The organism is Hymenobacter sediminis, from assembly GCF_003231285.1.
Lineage (GTDB): Bacteria > Bacteroidota > Bacteroidia > Cytophagales > Hymenobacteraceae > Hymenobacter > Hymenobacter sediminis.
Window position 1 is genome coordinate 270,595 of record NZ_QKNS01000001.1, and the last position, 23,920, is coordinate 294,514.

Below are 23,920 nucleotides of genomic sequence, written 5' to 3' on the forward strand. Positions count from 1 at the left end.
AACATCCCCGTATGTTCTACCTCCTTCCTGGGCTTGGGGCCGATGAGCGGGTGTTCCGGAATTTGCTACCCCTGTTGCAGGGCCCAACCCGGGTGCTGCCCTGGCTGACGCCGGAGCCTGACGAATCCCTACCCCACTATGCCACCCGGATGGCCGCCGACCTGCCGATGGATGCTGAGGGGTTGCTGGTAGGGGTGTCATTTGGGGGTGTAGTAGGGCTGGAAATCAACCGGCTGCGGCCCCGGCTGCGCACCGTACTCGTCAGCAGTATTCCTGATTCCAGCTGCCTGCCGCCCCTGCTACGCCTGATTCGGGCTACTGGAGTGTACCGGCTGTTTCCGCCGCAGTGGTTGAAGCTGTTCCCGCGGGCAGGGCAGTGGTATTTTGGGGTGAAGAATGGGGAGGAGTATGAGTTGTTCAAAAAGATTCTGCAGGACATGGAACCGGTGTACACCCGTTGGGCCATTCATCGCCTCCTGCACTGGGACAGCACCCACGTAGGCCGCAGCATTCAGATTCTGGGCACCCATGACCGGGTATTTCCGCCCGGCCCTACCCCCGTGGAGTATCTCATCCGGGGCGGCGGCCACTTCATGGTGCTCAGCCACGCCAAAGAAATCAGTCAGATTCTGAATCGGTTAGAACAGCAAGAGAGGGAAGCAGCATCGTAGCCCACTCTTCTTTGTTAATTCACTTGACCACTCGCCTCATCCATCAGATGCTTGCCACCTACCCCTACCAGGGCCGCACGTTTGCCTTTGACCCCGCTGCTCCGCTTGACATTTCGCTACCCCTAGCCCCGGGCGAGCAGCAGGTAAATTGTTTCTGGGCAGAGCCGGTGCAGTTTGATGTCATTCGAGTGGGTAGCTTTGTGGGGAGTGTGGCAGAAGGCGGCAGTACCAACTACAAGCGTGTACACGTAACGCCCCACGGCAACGGCACCCACACCGAATGCTACGGTCATATTTCTGCCGACCCCCAGGCTACCCTTAACCGCTGCCTGCGTCGGTTTCTGTTCGTGGCCCGGCTGGTATCGGTGCAAGCCCGGCCCCAGCCCAATGGCGACCAAGTAATACTGCTGGAAGATGTGCGGCGGGAACTGGAAGGCGGGCCGGAGGCAGGCATTCGGCCCGAAGCACTCATCCTGCGCACCCTGCCCAACCACAAAAGCAAGCGCAATCGGCAGTACTCCGGCACCAACCCCACCTACCTAGAGCCTGCCCTGGCTGAGTATTTGGCCGACCACCACATCGAGCACCTGTTGCTGGACCTGCCTAGTGTGGACCGCGAGGAGGACGCAGGCCAACTACTAGCCCACCATGCGTTCTGGCAGTACCCAAGCGCCACCCGCACCACCGCTACCATTACGGAGTTGATCTTCGTGCCCGATGAGGTTGAAGATGGGCTTTACCTGCTGAACCTGCAGGTTACGAGCTTAGAGCTGGATGCCAGCCCCAGCAAGCCAGTTCTGTACGCTTTGCGCTCTACGCAGGGGTAGGAAGGAGACTAAAAAGCAAACGGCCTCCGCTGGGGTAGCGGAGGCCGTTCGGGCAATTACAGAGAAACAACGCTTAGTTCAGCCACACGGTCAGCAGCATTTCAAAGCGGTGCGGACCGTAGGCATTGTAGTAAGGAGCTTCGCCTTCAAAACCAAGTACATGGACCAGAGGCATGCCTTCGGTGCGGGAGTCAACTACCCGCACGGGGTAGAGGCGGCCTTCTTCGGGCCAGTCGCCTACGTGGTTGTAGGGGCGCTGGCTGGCATCGATGCAGCGGGCGTAGTCAATGAAAGGAGCATGACGGGTGGCCTCTGCGAGGGTCAGGTTGGCAACTTCGTACTTAGGCATAAGTGTGTCGGGCTGGAAAAACGGCGCATACCTGTTACAAACCGGCCACAGCCGGATAACTCATGCGCCATTTGGTGAGGAAGAGAGCTGCTATGATGCGCTCAATATGCCAAAGGTACAGCCTCCAAACAAGTCTGAAACCTCCGGGCCTTGTTGGTTGTCCAACGCCTCATCTAGGTAGTTTGTTCTATCGGATAACCATAAAATAATGAGAAGCAAGGATATCCTTATCATCGTACAAACCACTCTTTGCTGAAGGCAAAAACGATAGGCCTGCGGGCTAAACGGGCAAAAGCGAACTCTTTGTGCTTGGGTCTTTATTTTTTTAAATCCCCTCTACTTATCAGCTGATCAGGTAGTTGCTATTCAGCTGTCGGCGCTATCCATTCACCCACACCAGCCACAATGGAGGCAGTATACGTTTCCAGCTCCAGGCCGAGCTGCTGCTGGTAGGCCGCCGTCTGGTGGGCAATGAAGGCCTCGACCTGGTTGGGAGCCACCAGGTTGATGGTGCAGCCGCCGAAGCCCCCGCCCATCATGCGGGCCCCGAACACGCCCGGCGCCTGTTGGGCCGCGGCCACCAGCACGTCCAGCTCGGGGCAGCTGACCTCGTAGAGGTCGCGCAGCCCGGCATGGGAGGCGTACATCTCCCGCCCGAAAGCAGCCAAGTCGCCGGCCAGCAAGTGGCGCCCGGCGGCTTCTACCCGCAGGTTCTCCTCCACCACATACAGGCAGCGGCGAAACACGACGTCGCCCAGCTCTTGCTCATGGGCCCGCACCAGCTCGGGCGTGGCGTCGCGCAGGCTCTGGATAGTGGGCTCGTACTGTTGCAGCACGGCCACGCCCTGCTCGCACTCCTGGCGGCGGGTGTTGTACTCGGAGCTGGCCAAGGAGTGCTTCACCCCCGAGTTACAGAGCACGACCTGGGCGGCAGTGGTGTCAAAGGGAAAGTACTCGTACTGCAGCGAGCGGCAATCCAGGCGTACGACCTGGCCTTGGCGGCCGAAGAGGCTGGCAAACTGGTCCATGAGCCCGCACTGCACCAGGGCAAACTCGTGCTCGGCTTTCTGGGCCATCTGCGCCAGCGTCAGGCGGTCGAGCTGGGTGCCCAGCAGCTGATCCAGGGCAAAGGCCAGGCCGCACTCCACCGCCGCCGAGGAGGAAAGGCCCGCCCCCATCGGGATGGTGCCCCCGAACACGCAGTCGAAGCCCGGCACGGCGATGCCCCGCTGCTGGAACTGGGCCACCACCCCCAGCAGGTAGTTCGCCCAACCTGTGTTGCTGCGCTGCACGCTTTCGGCGGCCACCGAGAACTTCTTGTTCAGATCATGGGCTACCAGCCGAATGGTATCGGTCTGGTTGAGTGCCACCGCGAAAAAGATTTCCTTGTCAACGGCAGCTGGCAGCACATAGCCCGCATTGTAGTCAGTATGTTCGCCAATTAGGTTGACGCGGCCGGGGGCCCGGACCATTAGGGGCTCACCCTGGAAATGCTGGCGGAACGTGTTGGCAATGGCGTGAGCTAACAGCATGGCAGAAGAGGTTGTGGCGTATCAGGGAGGTAGGGCCGCGCCGTGATGTAGGTGTGGCGCTTTCCTGGGGTAGGATACTGGTACGAGAACTGACTGGTTTTTGCTGTTGAATAATATTGGCCTCGCGGCCAGGGTAGGGCGTGTGGGTAAATTGAGTAGTAGAGAGGACACGTTTCTGATGTTATCAGCCCCGTGGCCTCGTCTTACAGCTTAAACTGGAAGCTGACCTTTACCCCGAAAGTGCGGGCGCCGGGGTTGTCGCGGTAGGTGAGGCGGTGCAGGAAATCGACCCGCGCAACCTTGAAGATGTTTTCTATTCCGTAGCCGACCTCCACGTAAGGCGCACGGCCTAGGGGTCGGAAGGAGGGTAGGGGGCCGCCGCTCACGGGGTCTTCTTGCGGTATGATGCGCCGATTGGCTTCCCGCACACTGCCCCACAATAGGTTACCCGTGGCTACTAGGCGCCAGTTCAGTTGCTTAATGGCCGGCAAGGAGTTAAGCAGAAACCCATCAAACTGGTTTTCCAGCCGGAAGGCTACGTACCGGTCGCTCACGAACTCGAAGTAGCGCATCAGGTTGAAGGCCCCGGAGTTATAAAACGGCGACTGGTTACCAAGGTGAGTTTTCAGTACGGGGTAGGGCACCGTACTCGGGATGTAGCCCGCATCAAGGCGGTAGTCGGTGCGGCCCAACTGGCCCAGCCGGATGCTTTGGTCGATGAGCAGATTAAGCTTTTGGTAGCGAAAATCGGAACCTAACACCTGATCGACGCCCAGGGTATAGCGTACCGTAAACACTGGCCACCGCTTCAGGCCGATGGCTGTGCGGCGGTTTTGGTTGTTTTCTACCAGCACTTCGTCGCGGGCGTAGCGCGACTCCAGCACTATTTCCGATAAGTCGAACTGATTGTTAGTAGGGGCACCGGGGCGGGCTTCCTGGGTGTAGTAGGCAAATGGGTAAAGCGGCCGAAACTGCTGGTGACGTAGCATCACGCGCTGGGTAAATCCCCGAAACAAATCTGATTGCAGGGCCACCGTGGTCAGGTCGCGCCGCAAGGGTCGGCTGCTGCTGATATTACCCAGGCGGGCCGAGGCCTCAAACAACGGATTTTCCAGGGCGTAGTCGTTGTCGAGGAGAGCTACCTGGTCCAGGTCGCTGCGGTGCTCGAAGTTGGCTACCGTCCAGTGCCGACGCTCCAGCACGCGCTGCACTCGCACGCCGTATTTGAAGCGTCCATCACGGGTGCCGTAGGCTAGGTAAGTGCGCAGCAGCCAATCACGGCTCAGCTCGGGGGTAGTCCGGAAGCCCACCCGAAAGCGGTGGCCCTCAATGCTATTGAAGCTATACGCCGTCAGGATGGGGCCCAGGTCCACTTTGCCCACGCGGTAGTAGCCATTCACGGCCACGTCGGCCAGCTCTAGTAAGGAGCGCACAGCGGGCAACTGGCGCACGGAGTCCAACACCATCAGGGTCGCCTGCTCCTCGCGGCTCAAGGAATCGGGGCGGTTTTGCTCGAAAAAGTCCTTGGGTCCATCAAATGCCGACGCCAAAGTCTCCAGCGGCCGGTCGTAGAAGGGTAGGGGCTTGGGCTGATTCACCACAAAGCCCGAATTGACCGTCGTGAACCGGGCCAGTACGCCCGTACTTCCCTTAGTGGGCTTGATGCCGATAACTACCCGTGTGCGGCGGGGCAACTCGCCACCCGCGGGGGTAGGCGCCATTTCCTGGTACACCCGAATCTGCTCCACGAAGTTGAGGTTGGCTTCCGGACTTACAGTTAGGTCGAGGCGGCGCAGGGCATAGGTATCGGCTGTTATCCAGATGGTGCCCGTGAAAGCCAGGTCCTGAGGCCGCCGGGGTACTACCCCTATCTGGTAGCAGAAGTCGGAGCCAAGCATCACAGAATCCTGCAGCTCATATTCATAGGTGAACTTCCAGCCGTCGGCGATGGGCGAGATAAAGTCTTTACCCAACAGCTGCTGCCAGTTACGGTAAAAGTCCCAGTCCTGAAACGAGGAGCCCATAATCTGCGACACCACTGAGCCTTCGCGCGGCGCGGCCCCACGCATCTGGGTGCGCACAATTTCCTCGCGCTTGCGCAGGGGTTCGTTGTTTTGGTAGAAGCGCGACAGAACCTCAGAAGCAAAAATGGGCACCACGGGCTTGCCGTTGGCATCGCGCGAAACACCAAGGCTATCGGCTACTTGGGTCATTTGGCGCAGCACCTTGCGGCGGCTAAGCTGGTCAGGCAGATTATTGAGGGAAACTTCGGTGCGGTTATAGCTTTCAAACTCGAAGGCCCGTAGGTTGCGCTTATCGTTGCGGGCTTTGTGTTGCTGCACCCGGCGCAGAATTACGTAAGCCGGGTTTTCGCGGGGCCGCACCACCACCTCCCCCAAGGATACACCACCGCTGCCCAAGCTGAAGTTGACGGTTTGCTGAGCAGGAAGAGGGGCTACTTTACGTTTCTGAACCGCAAAGCCGATGGCTGAGGCTACGAGGGTGTCTATGGAGCCAGTCACGGTCAGCTGGTAGCGGCCGTTATCGTCGGCGGTAGTGCCTTGGCTGGTGCCGCGCACAAACACGGAGGCAAAGGGCACTCCCTGCCCGGTAGCGGCCTCCGTCACGCGTCCGCTAAATACCACACGCTGAGCCCACGCCACCGGCATGCCCAACAGTAGCAAGAGCAGACAAAGCAGCGAAGACACTGATTTCATACAACACGAATTATACGGGCACTTAGGCGCAGGTTCGCTAACAAGATACTGGTTCCTGTCGCACGAAGGGCACACCGCCCTCAAAGTTGTCGGCCTCGCTGCCCTGCCACCCTACCCCCTTCCGTGCTGCAAACGTCAAGTCAGTTGGCCTGTACCAGCTCGCGCAGAGCTTGGTATCGTTGCGCTATATAGTATCTCCTCTTACTGCATCAGATGGTTCTAACTCCAGAAGGGGGTAGGCATTAGGGCAAGCTACTTCGGGCACTCTTCCCGCGTCAGGGTTTCGTTGATGCTGATGGCGGCGGCGCTACCCTCGGCGGCGGCCAGAATGGCTTGTTGGGTACCAGGGGTAATGTCGCCGGCGGCATAGAGGCCGCGTATTGTGGTTTGCTGCTTTTTATCAACCCAAATGGCTTTTTTGCTGGTCAGGCGGCACCCAATCTGCTCAGCTAGGGTGCTGCGCTGGTGCTGGTGAGCATGCACGAACACGGCCGTGCGCGCCAGCTTCTCCCCCGACTCAAACACGATATGTTCCAGCTCGCCGGTGGCAGTGCCTTCCAGCCGCACAACCGGCTCCTCCCGAACCTGTATCTTTTGCTGGCGCAGACGGCGTCGGGCATTCTGGGTCAGAAATCCTGGCCCGTCAATACATACAACTACATCCTTGCTCCATCGGCTTACCAGCAGGGCCAGACCCGTCACCATTTTGGCCCTACCGTACACTGCCAGCGGCTGGTCGCGCACTTCCCAGCCATGGCAGTACGGGCAGTGCAACACGCCGCGGCCCCACAGCTCGCGCATGCCGTCAATGGGGGGCAACTCGTCTTCCACCCCCGTAGCCAACAGCACCTTCCGGGCCGTGAGCGTAGAGGTGCGGCCCGTGGGGCCTTCCAACGTCAGTTCGAAGCAATTGCCCTGCGCCGCCAGCCCTACTACCCGGGCCTCCCGAATTTCGACGGTAGCATACGCGTCGAGTTGCTCCCGGCCCACACGGAGCAAGTCGGCCGGTTGAGTGCCGTCGCGAGTGAAAAAGCCTTGTACAGCAGGAGAGGGGGTGTTGCGGGGGGCGCCGCCGTCTAGCACCACTACTTTGCGTAAACAGCGCCCCAGCACTAGCGCCGCGCTCAGGCCAGCGCTACCCGCCCCGATAATGGCGACATCAACATCGGTAAGCGGCTGAGCCGGGGGGCGGTGGCGGGGAGTGCGAGGGGTAGACATAGTAAGGATAGTTGCGTCTGACTATACCGGCATTTTCTGTTTGGGGTTAGGTTGGGCTCTTACTCAAACAAGCTCATAAAGCAAAAAAGCCCCTTCTCGTGAGAGAAGGGGCTTTTTTGCTTCGGCTGCAGCCGCAGTCGGTTACTCTTTCACCAAGCGCTGGGTGAAGCGCTGGCCGTTGCCCTCCACCGTGAGCAGGTAGCTGCCCAGCGGCAGGTCGCGCACGTCCAGCGACTGGTTGGTGCCCCCCGCCTGTGTGAAGCTGCGCACGCTGCGCCCGGCCATGTCCGTCACCAGCACGCGGTAGGTGCCGGCGGGCAGAGCTGACAGGTCCAGACGGGTGTCAGCCGTGTTCGAGGTCGGGTTAGGATACACGGCTACCTCTGCTGTCAGGGCTTTGGCAAAGCGCACGACCTGCACGGGGCTCAGAGAGGAGGTGCCGTCGGTGTCCACCTGGCGCAGGCGGTAGTAGACCGTGCCAGCAGCCTGTGAACCAACACCCCGGTCAGAGAAAGCGTAGTCATGCGCTTGCGCGCTGGTGCCCTGGCCCTGTACTTGGCCAATGGCCTGGAAGCTGGTGCCGTTGAAGCTACGCTCGACGACGAAGCGCTCATTGTTGAGCTCCTGGCTGGTGCGCCAGAGCAGCTTGGCATCTGCGCCGGCCGCCTGAGCCGTGAACGAAACCAGCGTCACCGGCAAGGGACGAGCACCAACAGGGATGGTCACATTCTGAGTGGTCACGCCTCCATACAGGTCAGTGGTGGTTACACTCACCGTGTACGAGTTCTGGCGCAGTAAGGCGCGGTTCGAAACAAAGAACTGTCCTGTGGTGGAGTTCAGATCGATACCTGCGTTATTGAGCAAGGTCCGATCCGCAGCCGAAATGGTAGCATTCGTATTACCTAAAGTAGGCAAACCGTTGCGAGCTCCACTGTTAAGGTTACCAGTGGTTGCATCGTATACTGCTCCTGCATTGGTATAGAGAGCCCCATTGTTGTCAACTACATAAGCCAGAACATCATTGTTTGCATAAGGAGCTACCCCTCCTTTTGCTGGAAGTACTGAGTAAGTAGCTGCATTATCGATACCTACTGGCAGCGTGTACAAGGCAGGGATGGAAGTGCTGCCGGCATTGTCAGTGGCAGTGTAGGTAAAGAACACATTGCCCCTGAAATCGGCGGCCGGATCAAATTTCAGCGTCCTAGCTTGGGCCGGAGTAAGCGGAATGGCAGCACCAGTGGTAGGCAATACGCTGTACGTCCCACCATTATTATAGTACAATGTGCCTTGGTTGCTTGAAGGTAAAGAGGCCGGATTGATGGCATAAGTGCTAACGCTGCCGTCTGCATCCGTTGCGGCTAGTTCCGTGATGAATAGCTGACCAGCTGTATTGCCTTGCGGTGTCTGCAAGCTGTTAACAATGTTTTGAGCTACTGGTGGCTGATTAAACATTGTGCTGTTCACCGTGGAGCTGTTGTTGCCTGTAGTAGACTCTGTTGTGCTAGTAACAACGTTAGCCGTTATAGCATAAGCCGTAGTAGGTACCGTGATGGTGAAGGTGTTAGTTACCTCCCCAGCTGCTCCAGCTGCCTGAGACCCGATAGTTGCAAACGTAATAGTGTTGCCACTCTGGCTCGCGCCCGCTGGTAGGTTACCTGCAGTTACCCCAACAGGCAATGTTACTTTTTGTACAACAGCTGTGGCTGGTGATGCCCCATTATTCAGTGTTACCACAGAATACGTTACAGTACTGCCCGCTGCTACTACCGTAGGACCGCTTACTACCGTTGCTACATCGGCCTGCGGCGTAATGGTTACGCTGGTTGTAGCAGCATTGTTATTAGCTACCGGATCAGAAGTCTCAGAAGTAAACGAAGCAGCAGCTACTACTGGGCCAATGCCGGGAGCTGTAAGCTTTACGGTATAGTTTACCGAAGCATTAACTGCCATTGAATTAATAGTCGGCCAAGTAACTAGACCCGTAGCTGCATTGTAGCTGCCGCCATTCGAGATATCTCCACTAGTAATGGTCAGGCCAGCTGGCAAGCTAAGCTGTGGTACCGCGTTAGCAGCAGCATCGAAAGCTCCATTTGCGAAGGTAGCTGTGAGTGTGATTGACTGACCAGCGGTTACACTGCTAGCCGAACTACCTAAAGTTACTCTTAGATCAGCTACCCGGTCGGTAGGGGTAGTTGAAGGAGTGGTAGTGCTTGCACGGTTATTATCCTCGTTGCGGTCAGCAGTACCAGTTACAGCAGCTTGTGCCAAACCTGTCATTTGAGCTACGTCCGGCATTACTACAGTAATGCTGTTTACGTTACTCACGCCAGCGGCCAAGTCGTTCACTGTTGCAAATGTCACAAGGCCTGTAGTGCTGTTGTAATTCGCTGAGCTGGGCTTCGAAATAACTGTTAAGCCAGCAGGTAGTTGCAGAGTGGGAGTAACTGATGCAGCTGTGTTAGGACCGTTGTTTGTGGCAACTACCACATATGTGGCTGGGCTAAATACAGTTGCCGTGACTGGGCCGTTTACACTTACTACTACATCCACCGAAGGCTGTACCGTAGTAGTGACCGTAGCGCGATTGTTGGTGGTAGCCGTGCCAGTGCCTTCTGGAGTCGTTGTACTTACGCTTGCTGTAGCTAAGAAGCTGCCAGTGCTAGAGGTACTGAAGGAAATAGAATTTACTTGCTGACTACCTGTTGGTACACTATTTAAGGTAAACGTTACTACCCCTGTGGCTTCATTGTAAGTACCACCGTTAGAAACAATGACATCAGTCAGACCAGCAGGAATGCTCACGCTTTGCACTACGTTGTTAGCTACAGCCCCGCTATTATTAGCTGTCGTCACCATATAGCTAACTCGCTGACCTGCTAAAGCCGACGTAGGACCTGCTAGAGCAGTAGTAACATCCGTTACCGAGCCAATGGTAATTTGGGTAGAAGCCGCGTTGTCGGCCATCACCAGGTCAGAAGTCGTTGTGCTTACGTTAGTAGCCGCTAACACATAACCACTAGCTGGCAAGGTGAATTGCAGAGTAGCGGTTTGCTGAGCGCCGCTAGCAAGAGAGGCAGTAGCCAGCGTGACAACACCTGTGTTTGGATCATAAGTAGCACCAGCCGGCAAGCCCGTAAGGGTAGAACCTACTGCCAATCCAGGCAGCAAACTTACCTGCTGTACTACGCCAGTTGCTGTACTTGGACCATTGTTTAGCGCCTGAACCGTTACACTAGCCGTACCATTTGGAGTTGCAGTGGGGGTGCTAGTTGTAATAGTAGCCGTGATGTTTGCTTTAGCTGTTGTGGCAGCCGTAACGACTGTAGCCGTAGCCGTCTGGTTGTTGTTCGTGGAAGCAAGGTCGCCTACATTGTTGGTAGTACCTGCTACAGTATAGTTCGCTGTAGCTGATGCTGTAGCTGTGAAGCCTGCTGTCGCAGAGAAGCTTACAGTGTTCACTACCGTCTGACCTAAAGGTAGAGCTGCCAATACCGGGAAGCTTACGATACCCGTAGCGGCATCGTAATTGCCATTGTTAGAGGCATAAACACCGGTTAGATTTTTCGGAATCTGTACAGTCTGCAGCACATTAGGGGCAGTAGAAAGAGCTCCGGTAGTTGATCGGTTGCTAGTGGTAACCGTGAAGGTTGCCAAGTTGCCAGTCACCACACTACTTGGACCTGTGATAGTTGTGGCCACATCATATACCGGCGATACAGCCACCGTGGTGCTGGCAGTATTATTAGATGTGTTGGTTTCAGAGTTACTAGCTACAATACCAGCTACTGCAGTAATCGGTCCTGCACCGGGCGCCTTTACCGTAATACCATATGTTGTGCTTGCTCCTGATGCAAGGGTAGCAATAGCTGGGAAAGTCACTGCCCCCGTTGCATTATTATAGCTCGGAGAAGTGTTAGCTGTGCCGTTAATGGTGAATGTTACAGCGTTGCCGTTGTTAGTCAAGCCGGCGGGCAGCTGTAGTGTTTCCTGTACGTTAGAGGCAATAGCGGGTCCATTATTGGTCGCAACCACGGTGTACGTCAATGACTGTCCGGCAGTAACGCTAGTCCTTGGGTTGGCAGAAATAGTAGTAACTAAATCTGTGGGAGGATACTGTACCGTTACCGATAGTGTTCCTGGGTTGCTGGCTGCACCATCGTTATCGAGAACGGTGTAAGGAATCGATACTGTGCCTATGAAGCCAGCTACAGGAGCAAAAGTCACGCTACCGTTGTCGTCCACGGTGAAGGTGCCTTTTCCTGAAACAGTCATTGTGGTCTGGCGAGTAGACGAAGAAGGATTAAGGTTAACGGAAGCTTTGTTTAGCGTTCCATCACCGTCCACGTCGTTGCTGATGGCCGAGAACGTAATATTTGTGCCAGGCAGTGTAGTCTGCAGGTCGTTGTTGGCAATAGGCGCTACGTTGCAAGTACCAAAGTAAATGTGGTCAATGCCCAAGTCGTTACCACCAGCGGCAGTTGACACGTTTCGAATTTCGAAAATGGCCGTGGTGTTGTTACCTGAGTACCAAATGCTAGAATAGCGTACCCACCGGTCCGGGGATTCCTGCACTTGCAGCGTGCTAGATACGCCAGTTCCGTTGATAGCGAAACCTACTTCCGGTACGGCGCTGTTGCTACCAGGGGCCAGCAGGTTATTGAAGTAAGCGGAGAATGTGTAGTAGCGGTTCGGCTCGACTGTAATGGTTTGAGCATACATCCGTTGGATAGTTGCTGAGCCATTAATCATTAGAAATTTACCGGTGCCATCATAGTCAGTGCCACGGAAGGTGCCGTGGTACGAATTAGCATTAGCATCGACCGCATAAGTATTCTCGGGAACCAAGCCCTGATTACCGTTTGTGGTAGCAGCATTAGCTGTAGGCGATACGTAGTTGTAATCACTCGCAAAGCCTGTATTGCCATCTGTAAAATCAGGGTTGATGAGCAGATTGGTACCCGTCGATGAAGTACAGGCAGCCCCTGGATCATATACCCGTAAGTTAACGGTAGCCGTAGCGCACGATGATGCGTTTACGCTGCTGCAGACCCGGTACGTAAAGCTATCAGCGCCAGTATAGCCGGTTTGCGGAGTATAAGTGTATACCCCGTTAGCATTCATAGTTACCGTGCCACGAGTAGGGTTGGTAACAATCGCCGCTGTTAACGCTCTATAGTTTGGCTCTAGGTCATTGAGAATAACGTTACCTGTTACGGCTGTATTCTTTGGTACCTCATTGCTGTCGTTGTTAGCCGCCACCACTAACTCTTTTACCTCAATGGTGTAAGTAGCTGTGTTATTCGACTCAATGCCGGTATTATCCGTAGCAGCGTAAGTGAAGGTGACATTACCTGCAGTGCCTGACGCTGTGTAGCGGAGGGATCTAGCTTGAACAGGAGTGAGTACTAAACCGGCTGTAGTAACAGCCGTGTAGGTCCCATTATTGTTATAGTACAGGGTACCGGCTGTAGGTAAGCTTGCTATACGGTAAGAAGCAATGCTGCCATCCTTATCAGGATCTGAGGCGTTAAGTGCAGAAAGAGTTACTTGGTTAGCATTCTTCAACACTGTAGCCGAGTTAGTGATATTATTGGCCACCGGAGGCAAGCTTGCGCGGCCTGCGCAGAGTACAGAGCTCGGTACTACAGAATTAGCAGTAATCCCTGTTGGGCCAGAAACGTAGCGAAGCTCAACTGTATTACCTCCTGCACCCTCCCCGTAGAAGATTAAGATATTGTGTAATCCCTGCGAGAGATTCACAGCTACTTTTATCGGGGCCGATTGAGCAGCGTGACCACCTGCGTTATTCACAATGGCTGTGCTAAGGCTGGGAACAGCTTGCAAAGCATCTCCATCAATCCACATGTAGCTGGCATCGTCCGAGTAAACATCGAACGTATAGCGGCCAGCTGTAGCGATGTATATGCTGCCACGGTACCGAGCACTGAAGTTATCAGGGTCAGCAACTGAACCAGTTGCTGCGCCACTTGTTACCAAGTCACCGAAAGTAGCAGTAGCAAAATTTACCTGGGCATCTACGCGCTTTAGTTTGGGCGTATTGTTGTTGAAGAATCCCAGATCATCGTTGAAGTTACCCGTGTAGTATTCCGCCGTGAGGCCGCTGTAAGAGTTCGTATTGTCAAAATATGAAACACCGCAACTGATGGGTGCAGCAATGGTAGCAATCGGAATTGTGAATGTGGCGGCAGAGGCTGAAGTTTGGTTGGTATTATCAGTTACAGTATAGCGAAACTGAACGTTACCGCCCGCAAAGGTCGAAGCTGGATCGAATTTGAGGTTAGTTGCCTGAGCCGTCGTAAGGGTTTGCCCGGCTGCTACAGCTGCATAGGTACCAGTAGTGGTACCATTAGAGCTGTAGTATAGCACACCCTGGTTAGAGGGAGGTATTTGTGTAATGGTGTAGTTATTAACTGTGCCACCATCTAAAGTAGCATTAAAGTCGTCAATATCCGTTTGACCCGCTGTGCTGGCAAGAGTCGTCGCATTTGTAACATTATTAGCTACTGGTGGCGCGCTATCCCACGACAGGCTATTGATACCAATAGCTTGATTTGCCGCATCGACAATACCGGAAGCGTTCCTATAAGTTAGCGTGAAGCTGGTAATAGGGCTGGCAAAAGAAGCTGTAATGGTACTGGTGCTAGTTGCTAGGTTAGCAGTATTAGCAGTAGCCTTATTGCCATTGATAGTGCCAGCTGTTACAGCTGAACGGGTTAGGGTTGGAACAACAGCTGCACTGCCATCAGCTCCTTCAAAGATTACTTCATCAATGAAGCTAGGATTGGTGGAAGTATTATCAGATCTGTCAAGATCCTGAATCTGGACCTCAAAGTTTGAAACAGGGCGGTTGAAGTTGAAAGTTACCTTAGACGTTTTATTAGAGCCACTTGGATAATTTGCTCTCCAAATAAGAGAGGTGACGCTATTGAGCGCTCCTGTGCTAAAAGAATAACGTCCATCAGTAGTAGTAGGATCCCCCAAAATAGTATTACTGCTATTGACGTTATACGTGCTACTAACAGTAGTAACAGAAGAGCCAACCGGAACTGCGGTAGCTGCCCTGTTGACCCAGCTACCACTATAACTGGAACTAGAGAATTCTAGTGTCCTCCTAGTAGCTTGTGCCCAAGCAGATGAGGCTCCCAACGGCACTAAAGCCAGTAAGAGCCCCAAAATCCGTAAGGTTGTTTTCATTTACTGTATTAATTGGAGTGTGAAAAAGAAAGCTTTACCATATTCCCTTGTTGGGAAGAATTTTACAATTCTGGCAAATCTATTCACACACGCGCAGGGAGCATGCTTTAATTAGTTAAAATCGTGGTTTTTCTCGATGAATAGTAAGCTCGTCCATTCTAGTATTGAGAATGTTATAAAGTTGATATTTTATTTCGTTATAAAATTTCATAGTTATTTAATAATAGATGATTCTTTAAGGGCAAGTAATTCCCATAATGGCTGTTTGATAGGTTCATAAAGCAAAAAAGCCCCTTCTCGTGAGAGAAGGGGCTTTTTTGCTTCGGCTGCAGCCGCAGTCGGTTACTCTTTCACCAAGCGCTGGGTGAAGCGCTGGCCGTTGCCCTCCACCGTGAGCAGGTAGCTGCCCAGCGGCAGGTCGCGCACGTCCAGCGACTGGTTGGTGCCCCCCGCCTGTGTGAAGCTGCGCACGCTGCGCCCGGCCATGTCCGTCACCAGCACGCGGTAGGTGCCGGCGGGCAGAGCTGACAGGTCCAGACGGGTGTCAGCCGTGTTCGAGGTCGGGTTAGGATACACGGCTACCTCTGCTGTCAGGGCTTTGGCAAAGCGCACGACCTGCACGGGGCTCAGAGAGGAGGTGCCGTCGGTGTCCACCTGGCGCAGGCGGTAGTAGACCGTGCCAGCAGCCTGTGAACCAACACCCCGGTCAGAGAAAGCGTAGTCATGCGCTTGCGCGCTGGTGCCCTGGCCCTGTACTTGGCCAATGGCCTGGAAGCTGGTGCCGTTGAAGCTACGCTCGACGACGAAGCGCTCATTGTTGAGCTCCTGGCTGGTGCGCCAGAGCAGCTTGGCATCTGCGCCGGCCGCCTGAGCCGTGAACGAAACCAGCGTCACCGGCAAGGGACGGTCGCCGATGCGGAAATTAACAGGTTGCGTGTTCATGCCTCCATTGGCATCGATCGTTGTGATAGTTACCGTGTAGGAGCCTGCTGAGAGCTGCGACCGGTCGCTGACGAAGAGTGCGCCTGTGGTAGGATTCAGGCTTACCCCGGCAGGTAGATCATTACTACCCAAAGCCAGCATTGCTGAACGAATGCCATTATCGGTGACGATAGGCTGTACGCTGCTATCATAGGTACCTCCGTTGAGGTCAAATCCATTCGATAGGATATCAGCATTGTTGTACACGTTAGCACCTCCTTTTACAGGGGTATTGGTGTAAACCGAGTTGTTGTCTTGGCCTACTACAATGGTGTAGTGGGCGGGGCTTGAAACAGCTCCTTGGTTGTCAGTTACGGTGTATGTGAAGAAGGAGCTTCCTACGAAAGCTGATGCCGGATCGAAGTACAGATTAGCGGCATTACCTACGGAAATCACTTGGCCTACCCCTACCGGGCTACCGTTCAGTAGTAGGGTTCCTTGAGTAGTAGGGGGTAGGGACGTAATGCTGAATGAAGCCAATGAGCCGTCCTGGTCGAATCCGGAGAGGGAAGAAAGCTGCAGCGGACCGCCGGTATTACCCTGCGGAGTCTGCAGGCGGTTTACATAGTTGTTGGCAGTCGGTACCTGGTTCGCCATAGCTATCTGCAGTGTTGCAGCGTTGTTGTCCAGAGCGTCGCCTGTGGTGGTGGTTATTACGCTAGCAGTTGCGGTAAAGGCAGTGCTAGGGGCCCGGAAAGAAACCGTGTTGGTTATCTCACCCGTTGCGCCCGCCGCCTGCGAGGCTGCGGTGGGGAAGGTAACTGTCCCTGAAGTAGGGTCATAGCTGCCGCCACCCGAAACCAACACCTTGGTCAGGCCGGTTGGCAACTGCAGTTTCTGTGCAACACTTCTAGCGGTAGAGGGCCCATTATTTAGGGTAACTATCCGGATGGTTGCTTCAGCATTTGGCAAAATAGCAGCTGGCCCACTGATGCGCGTAAGCACATCCACTACTGGCGTAATGTTCACGCTCACAGAACTGGTGTTGTTGGCCGCTACAGGGTCGGAGTATGAGGTACCGTTGATGCTGGCTGTGGCAACCAGTGGATCGTTGTTGGCATCACTTACAAGTACCGTGAACGTGGCGCTGGCACCTGCATTCAAAGTAAGTGTGGCCGGGAAAGTTACTACACCCGTCAGGGGGTTGTAGGCATTCTCCACTACGTTACCATCAGAGTTCCTTACTAGCACACTGCTCAGGCCGATAGGCAGCGTCACCCGCTCTCGAATGCCTGTAGCCAAATCGCCGTCGTTGGTGGCCGTTACCGTCAGTAATACAGGCTGTCCGGCATTCTGGGTGGTAACATTGGCCGCAATAGTGGTCCGCAGATCCACTTGATTAGCAGTAGCAGGCCGCACCGGCACAATTAGGCTGACGGCGTTATTGGTTAGGTTGGCATCATTAGTTTCTATTGGTACGTCAGCTATTGCCGAAACACCAATCAACGGCCGGTCAGGTACAGTGAAGGTAATGGTGTTGCTAACAGCAGAGGCGCTACCTGATGGCAAGTTGCTGATAATCGGAAAAGTAACGATGCCAGTCTGGCTGTTATACACGCCACCACCTGAAGCTACCACGTTCGTCAGACCTGTTGTAATCCGGACACTAGGCGCAATGCTCACCGCCGGGGATGGACCGTTATTTAGCGTAGCTACCACGTAGGTGACCGGGTTGCCAACGATAGCAGCGGCAGGGCCATCCACTGTCACGGCTATATCGGCGTTCCACTTAATCTGGATGGGCTCAGTAGCAATGTTGTTTGACGTTACGGCTTCCGGCGAAGTCGTTGTAACGGTAGCTCTGGTCTCGAACGTGCGCGGTGCATTGTTGTCAGTAGACTGGAAGGCCGGCGCTTTATAGGTTATTGTGTAGAGGCGAGACTCGCCAGCCTCCAGTAAGCTTACCGTTGGGAAGGAAATAGTACCCGTGGCAGAATCATATGTTCCATCACCTGAAACCGTTACCAACGTCGGGTCGATACCCGCCGGGATAGTAGTGGTTTGGCGAACATTGGTAGCAGCTACCAAGCCTTGGTTGCGGGTTGCAACCGTCAGAGTAAGTACCTGCCCGACCGAAGCGGTAGAAGGTCCAGTCAGCAGGGTAACTACGTCCGTTACGGGGTTTACTTCCAGATAAGTGGTAGCCAGATTGTTAGCTGGCATCGGATCTGAGGTAGCGGCCGTTACGCTGGCCGTTGCCGTCATGGAGCCAGCTATGGGGGAATTAAGCGTAATGGTATTAGTGACACTCGTGCCGCTTAGTTGGCTGGCAATAGCAGGGAAGGTTACGATACCTGTCGTAGGGTTATAGTTGCCCGAGCCCGATGCAGTTACGTTCGTCAGGCCGGGGAGCAGGGCTACTTGCTGCGCTACGCTGGCAGCTGGCTTAGGGCCGTTATTGCCTGTAGTAACAGTCAGAACAACCGGAACATCAGGAGCTACGTTGCTGCTTGAGAACTGTACCGTGGTGTACACGTTGGCCAGGTCCGTAGTAGCTGGCGAAACTACACTGGCCGGAGCGGCCGCAGTGTTGTTCGCTGTAGTGCCGCTGGCCTCTGCTGTGGCGCTGGTTACAGAAGCCGTAGCGGTAAAGCCCGTAGCAGGAGCTACAAAGCTAATGGTGTTGTTCACCACTACCCCCGTCGGCAGTACGCTGAGGGCTGGGAAAGTTACTACCCCCGTCGTGTTGTTGTAAGTGCCGCCGTTGGAAGCAAATACACCACTCAGGTTGGCTGGTAACTGTACCTGCTGTTGCACAGCAGAAGCGGGTGAGGGGCCATTATTCGACGTAAGCACTGTGAAAGTAGCCAGGTTGCCCGCTACCGTGGGGGCAGGGCTGCTAATGCTGGTCGTAATATCCGCTATCGGCGAGATGTTGATAAATGCAGTTGACTGATTGTTGTTTGACTGGCCCGAGAAAATAGTGCCGTCATTCATGTTAGCCGTAGCCGTTACTGGGCCGGTAGCCGGTGCCGTAAAGGTGATAACCGAAGAGGCGTTGCTGCCACTAGGCAAGTCGGGCGTAGAAGCATAAGTTACTATGCCGGTTGCCGGATCGTAGGTGCCGCCGTTGGAAGCCACTACATTCTGCAAATTTGCTGGCAGCTGCACCCGGCGGAGCACCCCCGTCGAAACGGAAGGGCCGTTGTTCAGGAATGCCACGTTGAACGTGCCCGTCTGCCCAGCCGTCACGGTGCCGGATGGTACTGTGATTCTACTTTCCACATCAGCCACATTATTAATGGTCGCATTGATGACAAAGCTGTCGCCAGCTAGGTTACTACCTTGGTCTGAGGTAGTAGTTGTGTTACTGGTCAACGCAATTGTGCTGTTGTTGGAAGGGGTTAGGAAGCTAAAGCGGAAAGACTGCGCATCGCGGCTGTTTACAGTAGACAACGTACCAAAGTCAATGATGCCAGTTGCCTCGTTATAGGTATAGGAAGCGCCATCCCGAACGGTCAGATCGGTGGCCGCAATACCGGCAGGCAAGGTTACCGTCCGGGTCACGTTATTAGCTGCAGCCGGGCCATTATTAGCGTATACTACAGTATAAGTGCTTGAAGGACGACCAGCATTCAGTGTTGTCAAGCCAGATAGAGCGGTCACTATATCTGCCGAACCCAGTACCTGAGTTGTGACTGTTTGGGTATTATTGGTTGTAATAGTTTCCGCCGAGCCAGAGCTAGTCGTCGCCGTCGCCGCTACCGATGCCGTGCCAGGCGCCGTATAGGAAACACCAAACGAAGTGTTGGTACCTGCAGACAGGGTAGGCAAGGTAGGGTAGGTAATAGTGTATCCGCTAGTTGCGTCGCCGGTTACTACTGCGTTCGGTGCCGAAATGTTGGTTACCTCCTTCGGCAGCGTTATTTGGCGCGTAACGCCGGTTGCATCCTGGCCGCCATTATTGGCGAAGTTAGCTGTTAAGGTTACTGTTTGTCCCGCTGCAATAGCTGCCGGACCAGTAATAGTTGCGGTTATGTCTACGCTGCAGTTGATGCCCGCTGTGCTATTGGCAATGCTACGGCTGATCTGCGCGCTCGAAAGACCTACTACCCCTGCTTCGGCACTATAAGTAGTGCTACCAGCCGTGAGACCATTTTGGCCGGCTGCAACAGATGCGCTGGCCACTGGCGCGTTCGTGAGGATAACGCCGCCGCCACCGCCGCCACCCGGGCCGTGAGCTGCTGTAGCACTGTTAGTACCACCTTTACCACCATTGGCTGCTAAGGAGATAGAGCCAAGGCCAGATGGATTGTTCGCGGTTAGAAGGATAGAACCACCGGCACCGGCACCGCCGCTACCATCGCCGATTACGGCGTTGCTGGCACTAGCTCCATTAGCCAGAATTGAGCCCGTACCGTTTACTGAGCCAGTACGAATCATGACAATACCACCGCCGGGGGCACCACTGCTCGCGTAGCCAGCGTTACCGCCTGAGCCATTGTTGGTAACACCGGCACCGCCGCCGCCACCCATAATGAGGCGGCTGCTGCTGGGCGGGCCAAAGCCTATGCCCGGCTCACCGCCTACGGCTGCTGCAGAAGTCCAGGCGTTACCGCCACGGCCACCGCGGGCGCCGTTGCCGCCGCCACCGCCGCCTGAGTTCTGGTCATTCGCTGTCGGATTGGCATCTGTTCCGCCGCCGCCAGCGTTACCAGCAGCACCCCGGCCAGCGCTACCATTGAAGTAGCCTTCCACACCCGTATCTACTGGGCCTGGGGTTGCGGCGTTTGGTAATGAAGTTACATAGCGCGGAGTGCCAGCAATACCTTCACCTTTCATAGCATGCGCGGCTACTGTGGATAATGAGCGGTAGGTAGTGCCACTCTGACCCGTAGCACCATTTAGCGTACGGCCGGCACCACCGCGGAAGCCTATGCCCGAGGCATCAATAGTAAAGCCATTGAAGTTCAGCTGGCCCGTTACGTCCAGAACGATAAGTCCGCCGGTGCTGCCGTTCCAGGGCGCAGCCGTCAGGGAGGCGCCTAAGGTTAGGTTAGCATACTGAGGAACCCGTATTACTTGGAAGCGTCGCTGGCCGGAGCCGGTAGTGGGATTGTAATTGACATTCTGGTAGCTATTTTTCAGCCCAGTCGTGAGGGTCAGTGTACCGTTCGAGATAGGACCTGCCGCCACGGCGTATTCGTATTGGCCAGCCGTGAAGTTATTATTGTTGAGGTAGCCCGTAGCAAAGCCACCTGCTATGCCGTCGCCGTACGAGTCGGAGTCAGACACATCTATATCAGCTCCCTGCATTTGTATAATCAGCAGCAGGTCGCCGGCCGTGATAGGCACGGATACGTTACCGGTAGGGGCTCCTACCACCAAGGTTGTTGCTCCTGCGCTTACCGTTTGGTTAGCTCCGGCGGGGTAGTAAGCATTAGGTGCCGTGCTGATGGTAGGGGAAAGGTCTTTGCCGGGCGTGGCGCAAGGCGCTAACTGAGCCGTTGTGGCGGCCGGACCTACCTGGGTCACAGCAGTAGTGATACGCGAATTGGATGCTGTGCCGTTGTTGTTGGTTGCGTCCGGATCAGCAGTGGCGCTGGTGCTGGCCGCCGTGGCTGTGAAGCTGTAGGGGCCTGCCTGTGCTACCAGAGTAAGCGTGTTGATGGCCTTAGCACCGCTAACTAGAGTAACCGCGTTAAAGGTCACAATACCCGTAGCCGCGTCGTAGCTGCCATTAGAAACCGTAACGCTGTTAAATGGTGGCTTATTCGAAAGCGTAATGGTAGTTACTACCCCGTTTGCCGTGGCCGGACCGTTGTTGGTGACGCTTGCGCTGTACGTTCTGGTCTGACCTTCTACCCCGGATGTAGCTCCTGAAATGGTAGTAACTATATCTGCTCCAGGTGTTACTGGTACATCGTAAGTAGCCGTGTTTGAAGCCACACCCAAGTCATCAGTAGCGCGGTAGGTGAAGGACGCAGTACCCGCAAATGTGCCCGCCGGATCAAAGGAAAGCACGTAGCCAGGTGCTGAAGGGGTAGCCGAAGAAGGTACCGTGATAACCTGCCCCGCAGTGGCTGCCGCGCCGTTTACATACAGAATGCCCTGGGCCGCAGTAGGCAGCGTAACAATAGTAAAGGAGGCAATGGTGGTGTTTGCCGGTGAGGTAGTGGCGTCCGGATCGGTGGCGTTGAACGGGTTAATGGTAGTAGCCGCGTTCGTGCTCAGCATCGCTGGCGAATTCGTGACGTTATTGGCTACCGGAGCCCGGTTCTGCGAGGTCGATATGTTGGCGGCGGCTAGGCTGCCGTTGTTGTTTACTGGCTCTACATCCAGACCAGTAGTGGTGCTTCTAGCCTGACCATTGACTGAGCCACTAGCTGGCATGGTAAACGAAATGGTAGAGATGCTCTTCTGGGCTGGCGTAAGGGTGCCAATATCCGCCAGGGTAAGCAAGCCGTTAGTGGCATTGTAGCTGGCATTGGTGCCGCCCGGGAACGTCACATTCTGTAGGTTGGGTACAAGCTGAACGGTAGCCCTTACGCCGGCAGCATTAATATCACCGCGGTTTTCGGTGGTAACAACGTAGCTCACTGTCTGGCCGGCTTGCGCCCGTGTGGGGCCCGTGAGGGTAGACACCAAGTCTACTTCAGCGCACCAAACCATAGACGGGATGTTTACGGTTTGTGTGCGGCTAACACCTGCCGTATAGGTCTGGGTGTTTCGGTAAATGATTTCGAGGCGCGAAATAGCTACACTAGCCGGGAACGTAAGTACCACGGTTCCGGCAGGGCCGTTGTTTACGCCCGTACCTTTAATGGTGTTGGTACCGGCTACAAATACGTTAGTATTGTTTGAGGCTAAGGCTACGTCGGCAGCAGAAAGCTGAAACGGCGTGCTGCTGCCCAAGGCATAGGCATTGAAAGTAACCTCGTCGATGAAGTCGCTGCCGTTGCCCGCGCTTGTGCTGATGTCAATATCCTCCATGGCGAAGGCCAGGTTACGCACCGGACGGCTGAAGCTCATCTGTACTGTAGCCCGGTTATCGCCCGATACGTTTTGGTTGTTCAACTGCCATACCAAGCCCTGGGTGGAAACAACACCGGGCTGGTAGCTGATGCCCAGCAAATCGGTTTGGCCGGCTTGAACGGTGCTGGTGTAGTTACTGGTGCTTAGGGTAGTATTCCCAACGGCCACTCCGGGCTGATTTTTCCAATCTTCGCCCACCGTACGCTCCGAAAAGTCGATGGCACTGTTCTGGCCACAGGTCGCATTGCTGACGGGCAGCGAGTAATTCGCGGCAGCACTTGTTGCGGTGGTAGTAACATAAGCCGCGTAAGTAAAGCTATAGTTGCCAGCGGGTGAGGCTGCATCAGGGTCGTAAGTCAACTTTCCGATATCGGCCAAGGCTACATCAACCGGACCACTAACCGTAATGCCGTTTACTCTCAGGACCCCGCGGGTTGGAATAGATAGAATGCGGTACTTACTGGCGGAACTGCTCCCATCCGCCGCGACGGACTCAAGGGGTTTAAGAGCGGTGGCGCCAAAAGATTTGGGGATGATAGGTGCGGCCTCGTTAACAGCTACTGGCTGAGCCGCACTAATGGCCAGGTTATACGTGCCGTTACCCGAGAAGCCCGTTGCATCTCCTGCCTGAAAGGTAAAACTGGTAGTCGTCAGCGTTGCGGTAGTTTTCGCTGCAAAAGCCATGTATTGCGCTTGTTGAGGCGTATATACCGTATTGGCTACTACCGGAATATAGTTTGAAATGGCAGCATCGGCTATGTAAAGGACTCCTTGAGCAGCAGGTGGCAAAGCCGTTATCCGGTAGCCAGTAGCCGTACCAGCAGTAGTAGCCAGTGGTGCCATAGCCGTAATGACGTTGTCACGCCGTACAGTGGTGTTATTGGTAATGGTACCGACTGATGGAGCCGCCCATACCCGGAGAGGGAGTAAGAGCAGAAGCCAAAATAAGGCCTCCAAGCGTAAATGTGTTTTCATGAAGAAAGTATTAGTGGCGGAGAATTATGCTGAGCAAAGCATTGCAGAGAAGGAGTTTATACAAACCTAAGTAAAGCGTTTTGCTGGGAATTGGATTTCTAGGCGAAAGGGCATATCCAGGCGACGAGTAATAGGAGACTCTGGATATAAGTTGAAATTAAAATGTAAGTATTAGCAGAAAAGCAGATTGTAATAATCATATTGATGTCATAAGATAAATCAGTTATATTACTCCAAATCACTTTGTCTTTCATGAAAGAGTTTGTTTGAAATGGACTGATTTTGCGTTGCAAACAGCTGCAATATAGAAAGTTAACAAGTGGTTTGTGATATACGATGAAGTATGAGTAATAGATTTGATGAACCAGGTTGAATTATTATTTTTTGGTTTAATTAGAAAATTTATAAAACTGTCTTGATGTGTAAATTTGTTTTTCTAATAACGGTAATCATCAAGCGT

The 23,920-nt window shown here is 54.7% G+C and carries 8 protein-coding genes and 1 pseudogene; 2 read left to right on the forward strand and 7 right to left on the reverse strand.

Features of this window, described 5'->3' with window-relative positions:
• Positions 1-11 precede the first annotated feature (11 nt).
• Both DNI29_RS01190 and DNI29_RS01195 read left to right on the forward strand, forming a co-directional pair.
• Entirely contained in the window at positions 12-671 is a 660-nt protein-coding gene (locus DNI29_RS01190) for an alpha/beta fold hydrolase (protein WP_110976242.1), read from the forward strand.
• Between the two features lie 23 nt (positions 672-694).
• The gene (locus DNI29_RS01195; protein ID WP_317048742.1) at positions 695-1,498 is read left to right on the forward strand and encodes a cyclase family protein; all 804 of its coding nucleotides are present in this window, start codon (positions 695-697) and stop codon (positions 1,496-1,498) included.
• A gap of 73 nt (positions 1,499-1,571) precedes the next feature.
• Here the strand turns inward: DNI29_RS01195 and DNI29_RS01200 are convergent, their stop codons facing one another.
• From DNI29_RS01200 to DNI29_RS01225, 7 genes and pseudogenes are all read right to left on the reverse strand, one after another.
• Positions 1,572-1,847, reverse strand: coding sequence for a hypothetical protein (locus DNI29_RS01200; RefSeq protein WP_110976244.1), 276 nt, complete (start codon positions 1,845-1,847; stop codon positions 1,572-1,574).
• Positions 1,848-2,209: 362 nt separating this feature from the next.
• A complete protein-coding gene (gene galK / locus DNI29_RS01205; protein ID WP_110976245.1) occupies positions 2,210-3,379 on the reverse strand; it encodes a galactokinase in 1,170 nt (389 codons plus the stop codon).
• Between the two features lie 203 nt (positions 3,380-3,582).
• The gene (locus tag DNI29_RS01210; protein ID WP_110976246.1) at positions 3,583-6,096 is read right to left on the reverse strand and encodes a DUF5686 and carboxypeptidase-like regulatory domain-containing protein; all 2,514 of its coding nucleotides are present in this window, start codon (positions 6,094-6,096) and stop codon (positions 3,583-3,585) included.
• Between the two features lie 252 nt (positions 6,097-6,348).
• A complete protein-coding gene (locus DNI29_RS01215; RefSeq protein ID WP_110976247.1) occupies positions 6,349-7,314 on the reverse strand; it encodes an NAD(P)/FAD-dependent oxidoreductase in 966 nt (321 codons plus the stop codon).
• A 141-nt stretch (positions 7,315-7,455) separates the two neighbouring features.
• On the reverse strand, positions 7,456-12,912 hold the full coding sequence (locus tag DNI29_RS01220; RefSeq protein WP_238387971.1) for a cadherin-like domain-containing protein: 5,457 nt from the start codon (positions 12,910-12,912) through the stop codon (positions 7,456-7,458).
• Positions 12,913-13,011: 99 nt separating this feature from the next.
• Positions 13,012-14,529, reverse strand: a pseudogene (locus tag DNI29_RS25295) (PA14 domain-containing protein); the annotation flags it as partial.
• A 342-nt stretch (positions 14,530-14,871) separates the two neighbouring features.
• Complete coding sequence (locus DNI29_RS01225) at positions 14,872-23,460, reverse strand: T9SS type A sorting domain-containing protein (protein WP_123823023.1); 8,589 nt, start codon at positions 23,458-23,460, stop codon at positions 14,872-14,874.
• Positions 23,461-23,920: the final 460 nt, after the last annotated feature.